The sequence below is a fragment of the Colwellia sp. MB3u-8 genome (genome assembly GCF_014076985.1).
GTDB lineage: Bacteria > Pseudomonadota > Gammaproteobacteria > Enterobacterales > Alteromonadaceae > Cognaticolwellia.
Map to the genome: position 1 here is coordinate 128,166 of NZ_JACGVA010000069.1, position 20,622 is coordinate 148,787.

Sequence of the window (20,622 nt, forward strand, 5' to 3'; positions counted from 1 at the left end):
GAAGTGGCACTATTTAACAAAATAAGTGAGCAGGTTTTGATTGACTTAATGAGATAATTAAGCCATTGCACCTATACGAGACTCCTGAAGTTATCGCCTTGAACATCCAGCAAGGTGATCATCAATATTTAAACTGGATCAACGAGTTTTTAAAATATCGGTTATGAAAAAAATTGTTACTGTTTTTTGGTTAATACTTACCAGCTTATGTTTTGCTACAACACCCTTAGCAAATGCCCAAGAGTCAATTTTTAATACGTCTGCATCACTCTTTAGTAATGACAATGAGTTTTTAAAAGTTGATGACGCTTTCATTTTTGACTTTCACCAACAAAAAAACAAATTAGAAGTCAGTTTTAATATTGCTGATGGTTATTATTTGTATCGTCACCAGTTTAAATTTACCAGTGAAAACGCCACTATTGTGCCCGTCAACTTACCTCAAGGTGAGCGCCATAAAGATGAGTTTTTTGGTGTTCAACAAATTTTTACTGGCCAACTCGCTTTTACCATAGATATTACACAAGCTCAAAGTGATGCCAATGTCACTATTCGCTATCAAGGCTGCGCCAAAAAAGGCTTATGTTATCCACCGACCAAGCAAACGGTTGAGGTAAGTGAAGTTAAACAAATAGCAACGTCTACCAACAACGCTAAAAATATTTTGTCTGCACTGGGGTCTAATAGCGAAGATGAAATTAATACACCATCAGCTAGCTCTACAAGCAATACCAATAGTCAAAGTAACCAAATTCAAAGTAATAATGCCAATAGCAGCGAGCAGCACCAATTAGCTGACATGCTAAAAAGTGATAGTGTGTGGTTAACACTCGTGGCATTTTTTGTTGGTGGCTTACTCTTGTCTTTTACACCTTGTGTTTTCCCTATGTACCCAATTTTAACAGGTATTATTGTCGGTCAAGGTGATAAATTATCAACTAAAAGAGCCTTTGCCTTATCTTTTGCTTATGTACAAGGGATGGCGGTTACTTATACTTTACTTGGGATTGTGGTAGCGATTGCCGGTGCACAATTTCAAGCAATGTTTCAGCACCCTATCGTACTTGTTGCCTTAAGTTTATTATTTATTTTCTTAGCACTTTCTATGTTTGGTACCTTTAATCTAGCCCTACCCAGTAGTTGGCAAAACAAGCTAAATCAGCTAAGTAGTAATCAAAAAGGTGGCTCTTATTTTGGTGTGCTCGTGATGGGCGCCATTTCCGGTTTAGTTGCCTCTCCTTGCACCACTGCCCCCTTAACTGGTGCACTGTTATATATTTCCCAATCAGGTGACATATTACTCGGTGCGTCAGCACTTTATGCGCTCAGTTTAGGTATGGGTTTACCCTTACTGGTATTAGGCAGCTCGGGTGGTAAGTTACTACCTAAAGCGGGCAACTGGATGAACGTAATTAAGAATATTTTTGGCTTATTGCTGCTAGCCGTGCCAATATTTTTGCTTGAGCGCTTCTTACCACTGATAGTGATAGATATACTTTGGGTGCTGCTTATTTTAGCCACTGCTGGTTACTTTTATACTGTCAATCAAGCCTCTGCTAAAACCTTTGGTTTTGGTTTACGTAGTATCTTAATCTTTTTAGTTTTCTTTATCGGCGCCAATAAAGCCTACCAACTGGTTTATCCTGTCACCAACAATGTTTTGGTCTCACCACAAACCGAACACCGTGGCTTTGAGCATGTAAAGAATTTAACAGAAATGAATCAAGCGATTGCAACCGCTAATGCACAAGGAAAAACCGTAATGGTTGATCTTTATGCTGACTGGTGTGTCGCATGTAAAGAATTTGAAGAGTACACTTTCTTTGAAGCCAAGGTGCAAAAAGCGCTTGCAGACACAGTATTACTACAAATAGATTTGACCGACACAGGTTCAAAAGACAGTGTTGAGTTAATGTCCAAGTTTGAAATCTTTGGTTTACCATCAATTTTATTCTTTGATTTAACAGGTAATGAATTATCACAACGCAGAGTTACCGGCTTTATGGAAGCTGATGAATTTTCAGCACATGTCGATAAAACATTCAGACCCTAACTTATAAAGATAGCAACAAAAAAGCGCTCCAAGGCGCTTTTTTTTATTGTTGCAATACGAATTTTGCTAATAAACCTGCCATGTAGGAAAATAGCCCACAGCGGGTTAACAAATAACGACCTTGTATCTGCCGTTATATTTAAAATAATATTAATGACTGCTGCTGATGAACTAAAAAACAAAATTACGGTAGCCATTTAAAAAAATAAGCCGTTAATCATTTCATCCTGGTATTTAACAGCAGACCAAAAAACAACAGCTAACTGCTGAATTAATTTTTAAATAAACTTGATAAATCAATAGATTAATTAAAAATAGCACCCTATTTAGTGTGCTGGTTTTATGATAACTGACCTAAAATCAATCATTTAATAGCCACCCCAAGTGATAAGACCAGTATTTTGCTGCTATATTCTGCGAAAACACTATAATAATCGTCAAATGAGATTAATTTACCATTTAAGCCAAATTTAATTTAATCACATAGTTAAATATGACATGATGTTACTATTATATAATAATCAGGGTGTTTTTACCGAAGATGACTACAAAGTTTAACATTTTAGTCCTAAATGGTCCTAACTTAAATATGTTAGGCAAACGTGAGCCTACTATTTATGGTTCGTTATCGTTAACTGATATTATGGCCAATTTAGCTCACATCGCCATTAAGGCTAATGTGCAGTTAAGTCATAAACAGTCAAATGCTGAACATATTTTGCTTGACGAAATTCATGCCAGTTTCGAAAAAATAGACTTTATTATTATAAACCCAGCAGCCTTCACGCATACCAGCGTTGCGCTTAGAGATGCCTTATTATCGGTTAGTATACCTTTTATTGAAGTCCATTTATCAAACGTACATGCGCGTGAGCCGTTCAGACAACATTCCTATTTATCAGATATTGCTATCGGCGTTATTAGCGGTTTAGGCGCTAATGGCTATGAATATGCTTTAGCTGCTGCAACAGATTGGTTAGAAAAAAACAAAAAATAAGCACTTAATAAATAAGCACTTAAATGATGATATTCATTTAAGTTTTACACACATAAATTTAATAATGATATAAAAAGGTATTCCAATGGATATTCGTAAAATTAAAAAATTAATTGAATTGGTTGAAGAGTCAGGTATCAACGAATTAGAAATTTCTGAAGGCGAAGAATCAGTGCGCATTAGCCGTGGTGCCACCATTATGCAAGCAGCTCCTATGATGCATGCAGCGCCAGCTCAAGCACCACTTGCAGCACCTGCACCTGCTCCGGCTGTTGCAGCGGAAGCGGCTGCTCCAGTAATAACCGGACATATTGTGCGCTCTCCAATGGTCGGTACTTTCTATTCAGCAGCTTCGCCTGATGCACCTGCATTCGCTGCTGTTGGTCAGCATGTTAATTCTGGCGATACACTATGCATCCTTGAAGCGATGAAAATGATGAACCAAATTGAAGCTGATAAATCAGGTGTCATCAAACAAATTTTAGCGGTAAACGAAGACGCTATTGAATTTGATCAACCGCTATTCATCATTGAATAAGCCCAACCTTTAAGGGGATTTTCATGTTAGATAAAGTTGTTATCGCCAATCGCGGCGAAATTGCCTTAAGAATATTACGCGCTTGTAAAGAGCTTGGCATTAAAACGGTTGCTGTGCACTCAACGGCCGATAAAAGCCTTAAGCATGTATTGTTAGCGGACGAAACCATTTGTATTGGCAAACCTGCGGCAATGGATAGTTATTTAAATATTCCAGCCATTATTACGGCCGCAGAGGTTACTGACGCTGTAGCGATTCACCCTGGCTATGGTTTCCTTGCTGAAAATGCTGATTTTGCTGAACAAGTAGAAAAATCAGGTTTTGCCTTTATTGGACCTAAGGCGGAAAGTATCCGTTTAATGGGCGATAAAGTTTCAGCCATTAAAGCGATGAAAGCGGCTGGCGTACCTTGTGTACCTGGCTCTGATGGTCCATTGACTGCAGATGTTGAAGCAAATTTAGCGCACGGTAGACGTATTGGCTATCCGGTTATCATCAAAGCCTCTGGTGGTGGTGGTGGTCGCGGTATGCGTGTTGTTCGCCGTGAAGAAGATTTAATTGAGTTTATTCAACTGACTAAATCAGAAGCACGAGCTACCTTCAATAATGACGTAGTTTACATGGAGAAATTCCTAGAAAACCCACGTCATGTTGAAATTCAAATTATGGCTGATGGTCAAGGTGCTGCCATTCATTTAGGTGAGCGTGACTGTTCAATGCAACGTCGTCACCAAAAAGTGGTTGAAGAAGCGCCTGCGCCAGGTATTTCAGCTGAACTTCGGGCAAAAATTGGCCAACGCTGCTGTAATGCCTGTATCGAAATAAACTATCGTGGTGCTGGTACCTTTGAATTCTTATACGAAAACGGCGAATTCTATTTCATTGAAATGAATACCCGTATTCAAGTTGAGCATCCGGTAACTGAAATGGTCACGGGTGTTGATTTGATCAAAGAGCAGCTTCGTGTTGCCGCAGGTCAACCACTATCTTATACGCAAGACGACATTAAAATATCCGGCCATTCAATTGAATGTCGAATTAATGCGGAAGATCCACGCACCTTCGTGCCATCACCAGGAAAGATCACTCGTTTTCATTCTCCAGGTGGCTTAGGTGTACGTTGGGATTCTCATATTTATGCTGATTATTCAGTGCCACCGAATTATGACTCAATGATCGGTAAGTTGATCACTTGGGGTGATAGTCGTGAGGTTGCTATAGCGCGTATGCGTAACGCATTAAGTGAATTAATTATTGATGGTATTAAAACCAATATCGCCTTGCATCAAGACATTCTAAGTGACCAAGGTTTTATTGATGGTGGTGCTAATATTCACTATCTTGAAAAGAAACTGGCTGCATTAGAATAATAGCCAATGACATAATAGATAATACTTAGCGCTATATTTATAGCTTGGTCTAAAAAAGCTCTGCATGCAGAGCTTTTTTTATTTATAATGATTTTTTATTAATAGCAAAAAGAGGTAACCGTTATGACTGAATTACTCGCAAAACCTTTACCCCCCGCTGACGATGACTGCTGTGGCGGTGGTGCATGTAACCCTTGTGTATGGGATTATTACTACGCTGAACGAAAAAAATGGCGTTTACAACAAGTCGTATTAAAAGAACAAGTCGCATTAAAAGCTGCTGAAGCGCATAAAATCCCATCAAATGAAGATTAGCGACTAAAGATACAACCCTCGTTCTACTTAGGCTTTCAATGCAAACACTCGCTTTTCAATGGGCTTTAATCCATCAACTTGATCACTTTTGCCACCAGCTTATTAATACCACTAGCCGCTTCAGTTAACGTTGTTGCCAACATATAGGCCGGTGTAGAAACCAGCTTACGACTAGTATCGACAACGATATCATCAACCGCACAATCTCGGTGCGCTAAGCCCACATCGATTAAGGCTTTTGCAATGCCAACATCATGACCTATGGTTGCTTGAGCATTTTCACCATAAATGAGTGGGATCATCACCGGCGCTATACACATATAGCCTGCTGGCTTATTGGCCTTTACAAATGCTTGGCATACGGCCATTACTTGTTCATTCACTTTAAAGGCTTCAGCGTTAATAGCAAAGTCAGATAAATTTTTTGCCGCGCCAAAACCACCGGGTACGATTAAGGCATCAAACTCATCGATATAAAATTCGGTTAAGTCTTCAACATCACCGCGAGCAATACGCGCAGACTCTACCAGTACATTGCGTTGCTCTTTCGCCATCACTTCACCGGTTAAATGATTAATCACATGATGTTGATTAATATTTGGCGCAAAGCAGCGATATTTAGCGCCCGCTTGTTCAATGGCCAGCAGAGTTAACACTGCCTCATGAATTTCAGAACCGTCGTAGACCCCACAACCTGATAACATTATGGCTATATTTTTCACATTTCCTCCGTAGCTACATTGAGCTTACTTTGTATTAATTGACAGATCACCACGAGATAGACTGCCCCCGCCATTAAAAGGGCAAAGGGTAAGGTACTGCCATTATAAAATATCGCTAAAATAGGACCCGCTAGGGCGCCAATACCAAAACGCAAAGTACCATTTACCGCGGTTGCTGTACCAGCGTGTTCAGCAAACTCTTGTAAAATTAAGGCGTCAGCATTAACCGAAATCATCGATAAACTCCCCATTAACGGCAAAATAGCCACAACATAATAATATAGCGATAAAGAAAATATACTGGCCAGCAATAAACTTGTTACCGCCACAACGGCCAGTACAACACCAAAAAGTAACATTTTTCTAGATCCAAACTTACCCACCAGTCGTGTGTTCATAAAGTGCGCGGTCATTAAAGCAAAAATATTCAACGCAAATAGCAAACTAAACTCAATTTCAGAGACCTTAAATACGGTCAAATAAACAAATGAAATGGCGGTTATATAACTGAAGAAGGCCAGTGATGCCATCATAACGGTCAATAAATCAAAACGAGCGGCACGGTTACTAAAAACAATTTTATAACGCTCAACGGCACTATAGGTGATGGCCGATTTAACCGTTTTAACATCGGGTAAATAATAAAAACTGCAAACAAAAACAATAAAAGCATAACCCGCCAAAACATAAAAAATCATTTGCCAACTGTGCAGTAGTAATACGCTGCCAATACTGGGTGCTATCATGGGCGCCAACATCATGATCATACTGACATAAGACAGTCCTTTCGCGGTGTCTTTACCATAAAGCTGTCGAATAATACCGGGCACAACTACTGTGGCTGCTGCACTCATAAATGCTTGAAAGAAACGTAAGGCTATAAATTGTTCAATATTTTGTGCAAATGTTAATGCCACTGTGGTTAATAAAAAACCCAATAAACCTATCATGACTAATCTGCGACGAGCATGCTTATCCGCCATCGGACCAAACACTAACAGGCCAACCGAATAACCCAATAAATAAATACTTAAGCTATTTTGCACCAAGGGCATTTTTGTTGAAAAATATTGAGTAAGCTCAGGCATGCCAGGAAGATACATATCAATGGCCAAAGGAGATACCGCGATAATAGCAGCTAATAAGGGTAATATTAATCTTAATGATATTTTTGTGCGGTACTCTGTCACTGCGCTTATTTCCTTGTGTTTTTAAGATTCAGGGTAGTCATACACTAATTGACCCAGCACTTGAATTGCTTGGTCAATTTTTTCGCTCCATTGTACGCCATAGCTAATACGCATATAGTTTTTATACTTTCCAGAGGGTGAAAAAACCTCTCCGGGCGCAAAATTTACGCCTTGTGCAATCGCTTGTTTAAAAAACTGGCTGGTATCAACATGTGAACGACAACGTACCCATAAAACGCTGCCACCCTTGGGTTTTGAAATACACACTTGCTCAGGAAAATGCTCGGCAATTAGCGCCCGCATGCGCTCACAGTTATAACGCAGAGTTTTTCTCAGTACCTGCAGGTGCCGGTCATACTCACCACTCATTAAGTAATCGCTTAATGTCCATTGTTGCAACATTGACGTAGAGCATGATTGGGCCCTTTTAATACGCTTAGCTTTTTCTTCAAACTTACCGGCTAACAGCCAACCGACTCGATAACCTGGAGCCGCTGTTTTTGAAAAAGATGAACAGGTTAATACTAAGCCTTTTTCTGAGTATAACTGTGCAGACACCGGCCGGTGCTCAGTAAAATACAAATCGCTGTAGACTTCGTCCTCAATTAAGACGATGTCGTTTTTTTCCAGTAACTTGACCATAGCTTGTCGTTGCTTATCGGTCATCATTGACCCTAGCGGGTTACTAATGGCGCTTGAAAACAAGCAGGCTTTCACTGAATGTTGTTTAATAACCTTGGCTAATTCTACAACACAAACACCGTCTTCAGTGCAGGTGTAAACCTCTAAAGCCTTCATACCCAAACTTTCAATAAGTTCGATAAGCCCAAAGTAGCAAGGTGATTCAACCGCGATAATATCACCGCGTTCAGCCACACATTGCAGGGCAATAGACAAGGCTTCTTGTGCGCCATTGGTAATAATTAAGTCTTCGTGATTAACCGAAACACCCTGCTCTTGATAACGAAAGGCTAAATTCAAACGTAGTTTAGGATCGCCATTAATCGGCCCATAACTCACCGTTTTTTCAGACACTCGACTCAGCACTGATCGCATCAACCTCGCTAGGGTTTTATCTGGCGGATGCGCATTAACAGGATTAGAAATGCCTAATGCCACTGAGTCAGGCATATGCACAGCGTCATAAACTTGCTCAATTAAACTCCGGCATGATATTTCTGCCGGCTCACAACTCGCCCATATTGCCCGCATGGGTAATAAAGTACGTGCTTGTTTAGCTTTTAAATAGTAGCCCGACTGTGGCCGAGCAGAAATACTACCTTGGCGTTCAAGTTCAAGGTATGCCTGCTTGACAGTGGGTACGCTGATCTCAAACTGTCGACTTAATTTACGTAAACTTGGTAATTTATCACCTGGGCGTATTGCGCCACTTTGTTGCTGAAATTCAACAAAGTCGATCACTTGTTGATATAAAAAGTAGGGGGATGATTTGTCAACTAATCGCATAACTGTATAGGTTACATTTTCATTTTTTTGTATATGTTATTAAAACAAAAAATCGGTAAAATGTCTATCCGTCACTAACAAACCCTTTGCTTAACATAAGCCCTGTTCATGTTAGCGATGAGGTTGAAAATTAAAGTGACTAAAAGTACTCACAAAGCCGTTCAACATGGCATATCGGGTAAACAGTATCGAATAAGACAGTATTGAATAATGCCTTAGCACTTTGTTGTATTGAGCTTTTACTACTTAGCGACAAAACAATAAGCACAAAGAACAAAAATAATGTCGAGCACTACACAGTGCCTCAGTTATCACTAACCGTATGGCGCTGAGTAATTTAAATTTTTATCGCGAGTGCTTTACTTGCAAACAGACTAAGGGATTTTAATGAACAACACATTTTTATACTTAATTACCGTGTTGATATGGGGCTCGACCTGGATAGCGATTAATTACCAATTAGGCCATGTTGCCCCAGAAGCGTCTATCGTCTATCGCTTTGGTTTGGCTGCTATTATTTTATTTACCTACTGTAAAATTAAAGGTTTGCGGTTAAGATTTTCCTTGCGCCACCATCTTCAATTCTTTCTTTTTGGCGTCACTTTATTTAGCTTTAACTATTATTTACTCTATAGCGCACAGCAACACATCAACTCAGCATTAACCTGCATTGCCTTTTCAATGATCATGTTTTTTAATGTCTTCAATGCTCGCATTTGGTACGGCACTCATATCACTAAACAAGTCTACTTAGGGGGTAGCTTAGGATTATTGGGCATAGTGACACTATTTTGGCCACAAATAAGTGACACACAATTAGGCGCTGAAACGCTATTAGGCTTAGGATTTTGCATTCTGGGCACTTTAGTCGCGTCTACTGGCAATATGCTGTCAATGAGAAATCAAAAACTAAAGCTGCCGCTAATACCGGCGATGACATGGGGCATGACATACGGTGCTATTTTCATGGCGATAATCGCTATAGCTCAGGGGGAAAACTTCAGCTTTGACTATACATTTTCTTATATCAGTTCATTACTTTATTTGAGCATTTTTGGCTCTGTTATTGCCTTTGCTAGCTACCTAACATTACTCAACCGCATTGGTGCACATAAGGCTTCTTATGCTTCAGTGATGTTTCCAGCGGTGGCGGTGATCATTTCAACTCTGGTTGAAGGATTTGCGTGGACCAGCTATACCTTCGTGGGCTTATTATTTATTTTGGCCGGCAACCTTGTGGTACTCATGCGATCTAAAAAGCAGTTATCGGATGACAGTTGTACAGAAAAACAGACAAATAGCGCAGAAAAAGCAGATATCAAGCAAACAAAACTGAAGACACAGAGCTGATAATCTGGTCTAATACTTTCCAAATGGTCAACTTTTTGTGCACAGTTCACTTACCCCTAAGTACGATTGCACCGCGGCGCTAAACACCTTCCGGTTTAGCGCCGTTTTTTCTTACCCTGTTCTACCTTCTGCTAGTGTAAATTCCTAGGTCAAATTAAAGACCCATGAGCATTTTACCTGCAACCTCTTTCACTAACTTTGCCGCTAACTGAGCGGTCATATTATCAATATCTTTATTGGGATTAAACTCGACTATATCAGCGCCCACCAGCGGTGTGTTAATTTGATGGATAAGGTGGATCACTTCACGACTTGTTAAGCCACCCGGCTCTCGGTGTGAAACGCCCGGTGCAAAGGCGGGGTCAATACCATCAATATCAAGTGATAGGTAAACTGGGTGCTGAAATACTAACGGCTGGGCCAAAGGCCAATGGCGCATTTCTAATGACTCAACCTTAAACTTTTCTATTTGTTCATTTTGATGCAAATTTAATGTCCGTATACCTACCTGCACTAAACGCTCACATAAACCGTCTTCCATCACGCGGGCAAAAGGACAAGCGTTTGAGTAGCGATTGCCTTTGAAAGAGTCATACAAGTCAGAATGGGCATCAATGTGTAATATGGTGATTTTATCAAAAAATTTTCGGTAACTTTTGAGGATGGGATAACTAATACTGTGATCGCCACCTAAGGTTAATAAACGGGTGTTTTGTGCGAGTAACTGGTCACAACCTTGTTCAATTTTATCGATAAAGTTATCTGACGATTTTATGTCGACATCACCGGCATCAAGCCATTGCTTTGACTCGCGCAAGTTCACGCCTAATTCTGTAGCACCATTTAATGAACCATGATTTAACACTTCGCGAATTTTATTTGGCGCCAAGGCAGCACCGCGCTCGAAGGAAGAGTTGTCATCAAATGGTACGCCTAACAATGCGACTTTACCTACTGGGTTTTCTGCCATTTTATTGCCTTTTATGAAATTTTTGTGAGGTTTTTATAAGCTTTTTGTGAACAGCCTTTTATGATGAACCATGTTCAGTTATCTACTGAACATGGTTCATCTATACTCTTTTAAATTACCAATGCAGTTTGGCCGTTAAGCTAAGGGTATTTAATAGCTACCAATCGGTGAACCGGGTGGTAATGTTATCTTGGATGCCGGTGTCGATGACTTATCATGCGCTAAGCTGTAATTAATTTGCTGAGCTAATAACTGAAAGTGCGCTCGAAAGCCTGGGTACTTTCGTGTGCTGCGCTTATCGGTTAACCATAGGGCTAAATCCGTTAATGTTACATACACTTCAGCTCTGACTTCTGGCACAACATTTTGGCTATGCCAAAGCACAATTAAATGCTCAATTAATTGCTGATTTACCCTTTGTTGCACTAACATGGCTGTTGAGGTTTTTGGCGCTGATTTTACTGTGCCTTTGACCAGTTTATTGAGTAAGAATTCGACTGACGGAATATCGTTATCAAGCATGGATTGTTGCTGCAATCTTGCTAGTCGCTCGGCATTAAGTAATAGTGACAATGTGTGTTTTGCACTTGCCTCTGCGGCACTGATGGGGTCAAAAGTCACCCCTGTTTGGCTATTAAAACTTTCTCTATCGCGACTATAACCATAAGCCTTAGGCGGTATTAAGGCGGTGATTTTAGCGGGCAGTGTTAAGGTTTCTACGCTTAGTGTTGCTAGTAAGGCGTCAAGTGCTGCTTGTTGAGATTTGCCTGCAACCCTGGTTTTCTGGTTACTAAATTGTTCACTGCGCAGTTGATAGCCGTAGTTAACACCAGCAATTAATTTTGCTGCGGCTTGTACCTGAAAGCGATGAAAATTGTAAATGGGCACTAATATTTTTTCGAGTTCAGACATCGGCGTACCAACCGGTATGCTGTTCAAACCAAAGTTTTCTAATGCTAATGCTCTAACAGCTAAAACACGGTTTAACTCTGTAGCCGCATCTTTACCATTGTCCCACAAATGCCCTATAGCATGAGCGCTTGATTGCGATCTTGCATCGGGGTCAGAAACATACTTCAGCCCCTTTTGCTGGGTTGCTGCTACTAATTCAGTCAAAAACTGGGCTTCTTGCGCTTTTTCTACCTCAGCATAACCATAAGCAACCACATATTTGTCCCATTCGCCGATATCTTCAGCATAAGCATTAGCTAAGCTTACCTGGCCATTTTCAATGGTAATTAACGGATGGGGATAATCCATCACTGACGCTCGATTATTGACACTGGCGGCAAAGTTATGCGCTATGCCTAAAGTGTGGCCAACCTCATGTGCCGCTAATTGACGAATGCGCGCTAAAGCCATGGCTTTCATAGCGCTAGTGTCAGTATGGGCATCTTTAAACGGTGAGGTTAAGCCTAAAGCAATTAAATAGTCTTGGCGAACACGTAAAGAGCCTAAGGTGACATGGCCTTTAATAATTTCGCCGGTACGCGGGTCAATCACTGATGAGCCGTAAGACCAACCGCGTGTAGCGCGATGTACCCATTGAATAACGTTGTAACGAACATCCATGGGGTCAGCGTCACTTGGCAGCAGCTTAACTTGAAAGGCATTTTTATAACCAATAGCAGAAAAGGCTTGATCCCACCAACGCGCGCCATCTAGCAAGGCACTTTTAATCGGCTCAGGAACTCCAGCATCTAAGTAATAAATAATTGGCTCTACCGCTGCACTTATTTTAGCTGCTGGGTTTTGCTTAACTAAACGATGGCGAGGAATATTGCGCTTAATCAATGACTCATCAATGGCGCTGGCATAATCTGCATAGGCGTGCTGCCAAAAGCCACTAAAGGGATGAAACTTTCGTATTTGATAACGGTTATCAGGCAGCTTAATGAGCGAGTGGTGCAAGTTAACCGTAACCGCTGAGGCATCAGGCGTCACTGAGCGCAAGTGAGCTCCAGCGTCTGTGCCTTTATAAGTCACAGTGGCCTCTAATTCGGTATTGTTTGGAAAAGCTTTTGTACGCTTTTTATAAACACCACTGCGCGTGGCATCAATCTTAAAAATGCCTTGTTTAGTGCGCTTTAATTGTGCCGACAAGTTATGAATATCTGAGAGTAAAAATGGCGTGTAATCAATTAAGGTTTTACTGTTATCTGCTGAGCTATGACTCACCTTAAAGCCCCAAATAATCGAGCTAGCAAAGGCTTCATCTATCGCTTGCTGTTCAAGGATGTTATCGCTATTAGCACGATAATAAGTGTTCAGTTGGCGAAGAAAAACTTTATCACCCACTCTTTCAAAACGCACTAACCTAGTATCACCCAGTTGGCCACGGTCTAAACCAATATCATTTGAACCAACACCCTGTGGCAAGCCACTTTGAAATAAAAATTCTTGCTCAAAGTTCTCTACTTCTAAAAAAACTTTTCCTGTTTTATCATCAAGATAAAAAGAAAAGTAACCTTGATGGTTTTGCTTGTCTTTAATAAATTCAGTATAGCTTTTTTCTGTTTTTGCCTGCACTTGCGTTGACAAGCCACAGTAAAAAAATAACACCATTAGCCTAATAAAAAACCTCATTGCATATCCTTGTAGTCTGTAAAGCTAAATAAATTACCTGTTTAGCTAAAATTAAAATCATTAGAAGTGCTGAAAATACGCTTATTCTTGTTATAATCAGTTTAAAATTAACTTTTGATGTTTTGATAATACCCATTGAATTAAGTCAGTGAGCAATAATAAGTAATAATAAGTAATATTCGAGCACACATGTTTATTGCTGCAGACTAAATATCAGTACCTAGATCCATCTAGCCAAGGCTTGATTAAACCATAGCTGGCCTATGTGATTAAAAGTAACGTAGATATTGGATATTTAGGACACTTTAATGTTCGATTATTTATTCTAATTGGTATACTACATCATAACATCGAAAATAAAATACGATATGCTCTGTCATAAGAGTATGACTCTAAAGTAATTAGGTAACCCTATGCAACGACTAGCTCCCGCTTTACGTGAAGACAATGTTCCGTTAGATTTAATTTCATTAATAGAAACTATTTTAGCTGCCACCAAAGAAATTTCCTTTCGAGTTAGCCAAGGGCACTTAAGTGACTCAATGGGCTCGACCTTGGATGAAAATATTCAAGGTGAAGTGCAAAAGAAACTCGATGTTGTTGCCAACGAGTTATTTAAAGATATTTTGTTAGAATCAGGTTTTGTCAAAGCCGTGTCTTCTGAAGAAGAAGACACGTCAGTGGCAGGTGACGAAGAGGGTAAATATATCGTTTCATTTGACCCCTTAGATGGCAGCTCAAATATCGATATTAACTCGTTAATTGGTACTATTTTCTCCATTCACCAAGCACCAACAGATATGGCTGCTAGCAATCCTGATATGTTTAAACAATCAGGTAATCACCAAGTTTGCGCGGGTTATGTACTTTATGGCCCATCAACGACCTTAGTGATGACCACAGGCAGCGGTACGCACTTTTATGTTTTAGACCGCACTCATGGCGGTTATTTATTAGTTGAGCGCAATTTACAAGTGCCAGAAGATACGCAAGAGTTTGCTATTAATATGTCAAACCAACGTTTCTGGCAACAACCTATGCAAAGCTACATTAGTGATTTACTTGCCGGTGATACTGGCCCACGTGGTAAAAATTTCAATATGCGTTGGATTGCCGCTATGGTAGGTGATATTCATCGCGTTCTCACTCGTGGTGGTATATTTACCTATCCGGCTGATAATAGAAATCCAGAAAAACCCTACAAGTTACGTTTAATGTATGAAGCTAACCCAATGAGCTTTTTAATTGAACAAGCCGGTGGTTTAGCCATGACTAGCCAAGGGCGTATCATGGATATTGAGCCAACAGATATTCATCAACGTGTTGAAGTGATCATGGGTTCTAAAAATGAAGTTGAAGCCTGTTTAGCTTATTACAAGTAAGCTTAAAAGTTATTCGATATAACAATGTATATATAAGCATTAAAACACCTGAATATTTCAGGTGTTTTTATTTGTGCTAACCGAGGTGATTTATGGTTATTAAACACTGTTATAGACTCCGCCACAACAGGTGAACAAGGCAGGACTTCTGTGTTTTCGGTAAAGTAATAACCTTGGCAAGAGCACTTAGAGCGCTGCCATAAAAATTCAACTGTTGGCGACGAATGACCAAGTTCAATGACTAAAGTCGTATCAAAGAGTATAAATAGTGACTAGGCTAATGCTTAGAATTTTTGCTAGAATATACGCCATATTATAGAAAATACTTATACAGTAGCGCCGTTATTATCTTAACGGCGCTTGGAGAGCACAATTTATGCCAGCTTATGCCGTAGGACACAAAGTTCCTGATTCAGATTCAATTTGTTCAGCCATTGCCCTTTCATATTTAAAAACCCATATTGGTGAAGATGTACAGCCTGCACGCTTGGGTGAACTTTCGCCAGAAACACTCTTCATTTTAGATAAATTTGGCTTAGAACAGCCTGAGCTTAAATTGAGTTTCGCTGATACTGACGGCATTTATGTTGTTGATCACTCAGACCGAATTCAAGGCCCTGATGATATTGATGACAGCACAGTTTTAGGTATTATTGATCATCACAAACTGGGTGATATTACTACGTCTACCCCTTTAGAAATTTGGGTTCGCCCTGTAGGTTGTACCAATACCATTATTAAAATGATGTTCGATTTTCACGGTATTGAAATTCCTAAAAATATTGCTGGCGCCATGATGTGTGCCATTTTGTCAGACACAGTAATATTTAAATCACCAACCTGTACAACCGCTGATATGAAATGTGTTGAAGCCTTGGCTGAAATTGCCGGTATTGAAGATTACAAAGGCCTGGGCATGGAAATGTTCACCGTAAAGTCATCAGTCGCCGGTACGCCTGTTCGTGAACTTGTTTTACGTGATTTTAAAGACTTCAACATGAAGAATAATATTGTGGGTATTGGCCAATTAGAAGTGATCGACTTAGCTTTATTTGACGAGATGAAAGCTGATTTATATGCTGATTTACAAGCCGTTAAAGAAGAAGGTAATCGTCATACTGTGATGTTGTTATTAACTGACATCATGCAAGAAGGCTCTGAGTTGTTAGTGGTAAGTGATGATATCAGCCTTATTGAAAAAGCTTATGATATTACCTTGGTTGACGGTAAGACTTGGTTACCGGGTGTGATGAGCCGTAAAAAGCAAGTTGTGCCGCCATTGCAAGATACTTTTGCTAAGTAGTTAGCCGCACTATAAGTGTAAAGTTATACCTGTAAAACTATAACTTAAAACTATAACTTAAAACTATATTAAAAAGCCCAGCAATTGCTGGGCTTTTTGTTAGCGATTGCTTTTACAATCACAAATTACCAACGAATTATAGCCAAGCGCTTAAATATCTGTCACACCCATATTAAATAATGTGAAACCATAAATATCGGCATATTGCTCAATGGTTTTACTAATTGGCGTACCGGCACCATGACCCGCATCCGTTTCAATACGAATTAAAATGGGGTTAGCGCCCGCTTGTTTTGCTTGTAACTCAGCAGCAAACTTAAATGAATGCGCCGGCACGACGCGATCATCATGATCACCGGTTGTGATTAATGTCGCAGGGTAATGTGTACCGGCTTTAACATTGTGTAATGGCGAGTAAGCGAACAGGTAATTAAACATTTGTGCATTGTCGTTTGATTTACCATAGTCGTAAGCCCAACCAGCACCTGAAGTAAAGGTATGGTAGCGCAGCATATCAAGTACCCCTACCGCGGGTAATGCGACTTTAAATAACTCAGGACGTTGTGTCATCACAGCACCCACTAACAAACCACCGTTTGAGCCACCCATAACCGCAAGTTTATCTGAAGAAGTCACTTGCGCTTCAATCAGGTATTCAGCCGCAGCAATAAAGTCATCAAATACATTCTGTTTTTTCAACTGCGTACCAGCATCATGCCATTTTTTACCGTATTCGCCACCCCCACGTAAATTAGCTACGGCATAGACACCGCCGAGTTCTAACCAAGCAGCGCGAGTTGAGCTAAATTCTGGTTGTAGACTGATATTGAAACCACCGTAACCATATAAAATCGTTGGGTTACTGCCATCAAGCACTAAGCCTTTTTTATGGGTAATGATCATCGGCACTTTAGTACCGTCTTTAGAGCTATAAAAAACCTGCTTTGATTCAAAGTTATCGCTATTGAATTTTACTTTCGACTTCATATGTACAACAGACTCACCGGTTGCAAGGTCTAAGCTAAAAATGGTTGATGGGGTTTTCTGGTTACTAAATGAATAGTAAAGCTGACTTTGCGACGCTTTACCACTAAAGCCACTAGCTGTGCCCACTTCAGGTAAGGCAATATCGCGAATTTTCTTACCGGTTAAATCATACTGCTCAATAAAAGACGCCGCATGTTTCATATAGTTAGCAAACAAGTAATGTCCGCCAGTAGACACGGATAAAACATGCTCAGTTTCAGGAATAATATCAAGCCAATTTTCAGCACTGGGTTGCAGTGCATTAACTTGAACTACACGGTTATTAGGTGCTGCCATATTGGTGACAAATAGCAAGTTGTCACCCTCACTGCTGACCATATAGGTGTCTGACTCAGTATTATCAACCACGCTAACCAGTGGCGAATCTGTACGGGTTAAGTCTTTAATAAAGAGCTTATTGCCCGAAGTGGATACCGCTGCTGATACCACTAAATAGTGCCCATCTTTAGTGACTTCACCACTAACATAACGGTGTTTTTGTGCTTCGCTGCCACCAAAAACTAAGCTATCTTGCGACTGTGCAGTACCTAGCTTATGGTAATACAATTTATGTTGATCCGTTTTGGCTGAAAGCTCACTCCCTTTAGGTTTGTCGTAACTTGAGTAATAAAAGCCTTCGTTAGCCACCCAAGATAAGCCACTAAACTTTATATCAACAAGTTCAGCTTCAAGTACAGCATTATTTTCAGTTGCTATAATACGCGCTTTACGCCAATCACTTCCGCCTTCAGAAATTAAGTAAACCGCTAATGAACCGTCTTCACTAAATTCAATATTGGCTAACGAAACGGTACCATCTTCACTAAACGTATTAGGGTCAAGAAATACTTCCGCCGATGCATCGCCTTTTTGACGATATAGAACAGCTTGGTTTTGTAAACCATCGTTTTTATAAAAATAACTATAGTCACCTTCAAGGAACGGCATGCCAACTTTTTCATAATCTAACAAAGCCGCAAGACGAGATTTAATTTTCTCGCGATAAGGGATTTTAGCTAAATAATCGTAGGTGGTTTTATTTTGTGCCTTTACCCAATCCGCTGTTTCAGCGCTCATGTCATCTTCTAACCATCGATAAGCATCGGTAACTTTAGTACCAAAATAATCATCAACAACGGCTACTTTTTTTGTTATTGGATAAGTTAACATTTTACTTCCATCGCCAATACTCACTACTTTTTCAATTTCAGGGGCTGTGTCAGCCGCTATCGGTGCGTCTTTACTACAGGCTGTTAAACCGCAAAAGGCGATTAGCACAGCAGAATTTAACATTACTTTTTTAGCATTCATAATTGACCAAATAAACCATATTGTTATCATGTTGCTAGCAATCATAAGGTAGTCAATAATTGATGTCTAGCGCATGGCCTTAGTTAACAGAAAATTTAATCACTTATTATGATGATTAACCTATTGAAAATTATAAAAATGGTATAAATATGAATATTGATAATTCAGCTCGACTTAACTATCAGCTGATCAACAAAACAGACAGCGAGTTCTTATTCCAACTCGATCAAAACCCAGAAGTTATGCGTTATATCAATGGCGGTAATATGCCCACTCGCAAAGATATTAGCGAGGTATTTATCCCACGCCATAACGCCTATAAAAATATAGAAAAAGGCTGGGGCTTATGGAAAGTTACCGTGATAGCAACTCAAGCCGAAATTGGCTGGATTTTAGTGCGCCCGATGGACTTTTTCTCCAACCAGCCTATTTGGCATGACATTGAATTAGGCTGGCGTTTTTTACAGTCCACTTGGGGTAAAGGTTATGCCAGTGAAGCAGCGATTCATCTTCAACAGGTACTGGCTAAGCAACCAGAAAATAAAAGCTTTAGTGCCATTGCCGTAAAAGATAATCTTGGCTCAATTGCGATAATGAAAAAGCTGGGTATGGAATATATCAAAGATTATAGTCATACCGACTCACCGCTAGATGATGTAGATGTCGTACTGTATCGTATTGAAAATAATGAAGCGTGAAAAAAGTAAGTAAGTTACTTAATAATGCTGGAGTCATCATAAAGAGGCTCTCAGACATTGAAAAATAAGATATCTAAGAGCAGTATGAACACATAAAAGCCCAACAAATGTTGGGCTTTTATTCATCAGGTTAGCGTAGAGCGTTAACTCAAAAGTTCACGCTAAAAAGTGAAAACTACACTCTTTCAAATACCGTTGCGATACCTTGACCTAAACCAATACACATAGTTGCTAAACCAATGTTAGCATCTTGTGCTTCCATCAAGTTAATTAAGGTCCCTGAAATACGCGTACCTGAACAACCTAGTGGGTGACCTAAAGCGATTGCGCCACCGTTAAGGTTAATCATGTCATCCATTTTATCTTCTAAACCTAATGAACGTACACATGACAGTGCTTGTGCAGCAAAGGCTTCGTTAAACTCAGCTAGTTCAATATCAGCTAATGTTAAGCCCGCACGTTGTAATGCTTTCTTGGTGGCTGGCACTGGACCAAAGCCCATGGTTGATGGATCACAACCTGCGATAGCCATACCACGAATTTTAACCCGTGGTGTTAAGCCCATCGCTTTGGCTCTTTCTGCTGACATCACTAACATCGCAGAAGCGCCGTCAGAAAGTGCAGAAGAAGTACCCGCGGTTACTGTGCCATTAACGGGATCAAATACCGGACGCAATGCTGATAAGCTTTCAATGGTCGTTTCAGGACGAATAACTTCATCATGTTCGATAAGCGTTAAAGCGCCCATAGCGTCATGACCTAAGGTGGGTACGATTTCATTAGCCCAACGACCTTCAAGCATGGCTTTATGCGCAAGCTGATGAGAGCGAGCACCAAAGGCATCTTGCTCAGCACGCGTAATGCCGTGTTGCATACCTAGCAACTCAGCGGTTAAGCCCATGTTGCCAGCCGCACGAGAAATATGCTTGCTCAATGCGGGATCAAAATCAACATCGTACATCATAGGTACATGCCCCATGTGCTCAACGCCACCCACTAAAAACACATCACCTTGACCGGCCATAATGTTAGTGGTTGCATCATGTAGCGCTTGCATTGATGAACCACATAAGCGATTCACAGTAACAGCACCGGTAGACTTTGGAATATCCGTTAACAGTTGCGCATTACGAGCAATATTGAAACCTTGCTCTTTAGTTTGCTTAACGTTACCCCAAATAATATCTTCAATTAATGCAGGATCTAGATTTGGATTTCTAATTAACAATTGTTGCATTAAGTGTGCTGATAATGTTTCAGCACGAACATTACGAAAAACACCCGCTCTTGAGCGCCCCATTGGGGTACGGATGCAATCGACAATAACGACTTCTTTCATGATTT

At 40.2% G+C, this 20,622-nt stretch carries 17 protein-coding genes; 10 read left to right on the top strand and 7 right to left on the bottom strand.

What is annotated here, in order from left to right:
• The first annotated feature begins 65 nt into the window (after positions 1-65).
• The 6 genes from cutA to H4J54_RS15025 all read left to right on the top strand — a co-directional run bounded on the left by cutA (position 66) and on the right by H4J54_RS15025 (position 5,273).
• Positions 66-167, top strand: coding sequence for a divalent cation tolerance protein CutA (cutA, locus tag H4J54_RS15000; RefSeq protein WP_220464177.1), 102 nt, complete (start codon positions 66-68; stop codon positions 165-167).
• Positions 164-2,053 carry a protein-disulfide reductase DsbD gene (locus H4J54_RS15005; RefSeq protein ID WP_182191809.1) on the top strand — a complete coding sequence of 630 codons (1,890 nt, stop codon included), beginning with the start codon at positions 164-166 and terminating at the stop codon, positions 2,051-2,053. The genes cutA and H4J54_RS15005 overlap by 4 nt, the downstream gene beginning before the upstream one ends.
• Before the next feature lie 541 nt (positions 2,054-2,594).
• A complete protein-coding gene (aroQ, locus tag H4J54_RS15010) occupies positions 2,595-3,050 on the top strand; it encodes a type II 3-dehydroquinate dehydratase (protein WP_182191810.1) in 456 nt (151 codons plus the stop codon).
• 85 nt (positions 3,051-3,135) lie between these two features.
• Positions 3,136-3,588, top strand: coding sequence for an acetyl-CoA carboxylase biotin carboxyl carrier protein (gene accB, locus H4J54_RS15015; protein ID WP_182191811.1), 453 nt, complete (start codon positions 3,136-3,138; stop codon positions 3,586-3,588).
• A 23-nt stretch (positions 3,589-3,611) separates the two neighbouring features.
• Positions 3,612-4,958 carry an acetyl-CoA carboxylase biotin carboxylase subunit gene (gene accC / locus H4J54_RS15020; RefSeq protein WP_182191812.1) on the top strand — a complete coding sequence of 449 codons (1,347 nt, stop codon included), beginning with the start codon at positions 3,612-3,614 and terminating at the stop codon, positions 4,956-4,958.
• A 123-nt stretch (positions 4,959-5,081) separates the two neighbouring features.
• On the top strand, positions 5,082-5,273 hold the full coding sequence (locus H4J54_RS15025) for an oxidoreductase-like domain-containing protein (RefSeq protein WP_182191813.1): 192 nt from the start codon (positions 5,082-5,084) through the stop codon (positions 5,271-5,273).
• A 65-nt stretch (positions 5,274-5,338) separates the two neighbouring features.
• On the opposite strand, the gene elbB is transcribed toward H4J54_RS15025, so the two are convergent.
• The 3 genes from elbB to H4J54_RS15040 are packed head-to-tail and all read right to left on the bottom strand — an operon-like array spanning position 5,339 to position 8,652.
• Positions 5,339-5,995, bottom strand: a complete 657-nt coding sequence (gene elbB, locus H4J54_RS15030; RefSeq protein ID WP_310650098.1) for an isoprenoid biosynthesis glyoxalase ElbB — start codon at positions 5,993-5,995, stop codon at positions 5,339-5,341.
• Complete coding sequence (locus H4J54_RS15035; protein ID WP_182191814.1) at positions 5,992-7,185, bottom strand: multidrug effflux MFS transporter; 1,194 nt, start codon at positions 7,183-7,185, stop codon at positions 5,992-5,994. The genes elbB and H4J54_RS15035 overlap by 4 nt, the downstream gene beginning before the upstream one ends.
• A gap of 21 nt (positions 7,186-7,206) precedes the next feature.
• A complete protein-coding gene (locus H4J54_RS15040; protein WP_182191815.1) occupies positions 7,207-8,652 on the bottom strand; it encodes a PLP-dependent aminotransferase family protein in 1,446 nt (481 codons plus the stop codon).
• 387 nt (positions 8,653-9,039) lie between these two features.
• Here H4J54_RS15040 and H4J54_RS15045 point away from each other — a divergent pair, with 387 nt between their 5' ends.
• Positions 9,040-10,002 carry a DMT family transporter gene (locus H4J54_RS15045; protein ID WP_182191816.1) on the top strand — a complete coding sequence of 321 codons (963 nt, stop codon included), beginning with the start codon at positions 9,040-9,042 and terminating at the stop codon, positions 10,000-10,002.
• A 154-nt stretch (positions 10,003-10,156) separates the two neighbouring features.
• On the opposite strand, the gene speB is transcribed toward H4J54_RS15045, so the two are convergent.
• Together speB and H4J54_RS15055 are read right to left on the bottom strand one after the other, a co-directional pair.
• Positions 10,157-10,972 carry an agmatinase gene (speB, locus tag H4J54_RS15050; RefSeq protein ID WP_182191817.1) on the bottom strand — a complete coding sequence of 272 codons (816 nt, stop codon included), beginning with the start codon at positions 10,970-10,972 and terminating at the stop codon, positions 10,157-10,159.
• A 150-nt stretch (positions 10,973-11,122) separates the two neighbouring features.
• Positions 11,123-13,558, bottom strand: coding sequence for a zinc-dependent metalloprotease (locus tag H4J54_RS15055; RefSeq protein ID WP_182191818.1), 2,436 nt, complete (start codon positions 13,556-13,558; stop codon positions 11,123-11,125).
• Between the two features lie 413 nt (positions 13,559-13,971).
• On the opposite strand from H4J54_RS15055, the gene H4J54_RS15060 reads away from it, so the two are divergent.
• Positions 13,972-14,940 carry a class 1 fructose-bisphosphatase gene (locus H4J54_RS15060; RefSeq protein ID WP_182191819.1) on the top strand — a complete coding sequence of 323 codons (969 nt, stop codon included), beginning with the start codon at positions 13,972-13,974 and terminating at the stop codon, positions 14,938-14,940.
• 376 nt (positions 14,941-15,316) lie between these two features.
• Positions 15,317-16,243: a manganese-dependent inorganic pyrophosphatase gene (locus H4J54_RS15065; RefSeq protein ID WP_182191820.1), complete on the top strand. Its 927-nt coding sequence runs from the start codon at positions 15,317-15,319 to the stop codon at positions 16,241-16,243.
• A 150-nt stretch (positions 16,244-16,393) separates the two neighbouring features.
• Here the strand turns inward: H4J54_RS15065 and H4J54_RS15070 are convergent, their stop codons facing one another.
• Positions 16,394-18,580, bottom strand: coding sequence for a prolyl oligopeptidase family serine peptidase (locus tag H4J54_RS15070; protein WP_182191821.1), 2,187 nt, complete (start codon positions 18,578-18,580; stop codon positions 16,394-16,396).
• A gap of 149 nt (positions 18,581-18,729) precedes the next feature.
• Here H4J54_RS15070 and H4J54_RS15075 point away from each other — a divergent pair, with 149 nt between their 5' ends.
• Positions 18,730-19,278 carry a GNAT family N-acetyltransferase gene (locus H4J54_RS15075; protein WP_182191822.1) on the top strand — a complete coding sequence of 183 codons (549 nt, stop codon included), beginning with the start codon at positions 18,730-18,732 and terminating at the stop codon, positions 19,276-19,278.
• A gap of 175 nt (positions 19,279-19,453) precedes the next feature.
• Here the strand turns inward: H4J54_RS15075 and fadA are convergent, their stop codons facing one another.
• Positions 19,454-20,617, bottom strand: coding sequence for an acetyl-CoA C-acyltransferase FadA (gene fadA, locus H4J54_RS15080; RefSeq protein WP_182138134.1), 1,164 nt, complete (start codon positions 20,615-20,617; stop codon positions 19,454-19,456).
• Positions 20,618-20,622: the final 5 nt, after the last annotated feature.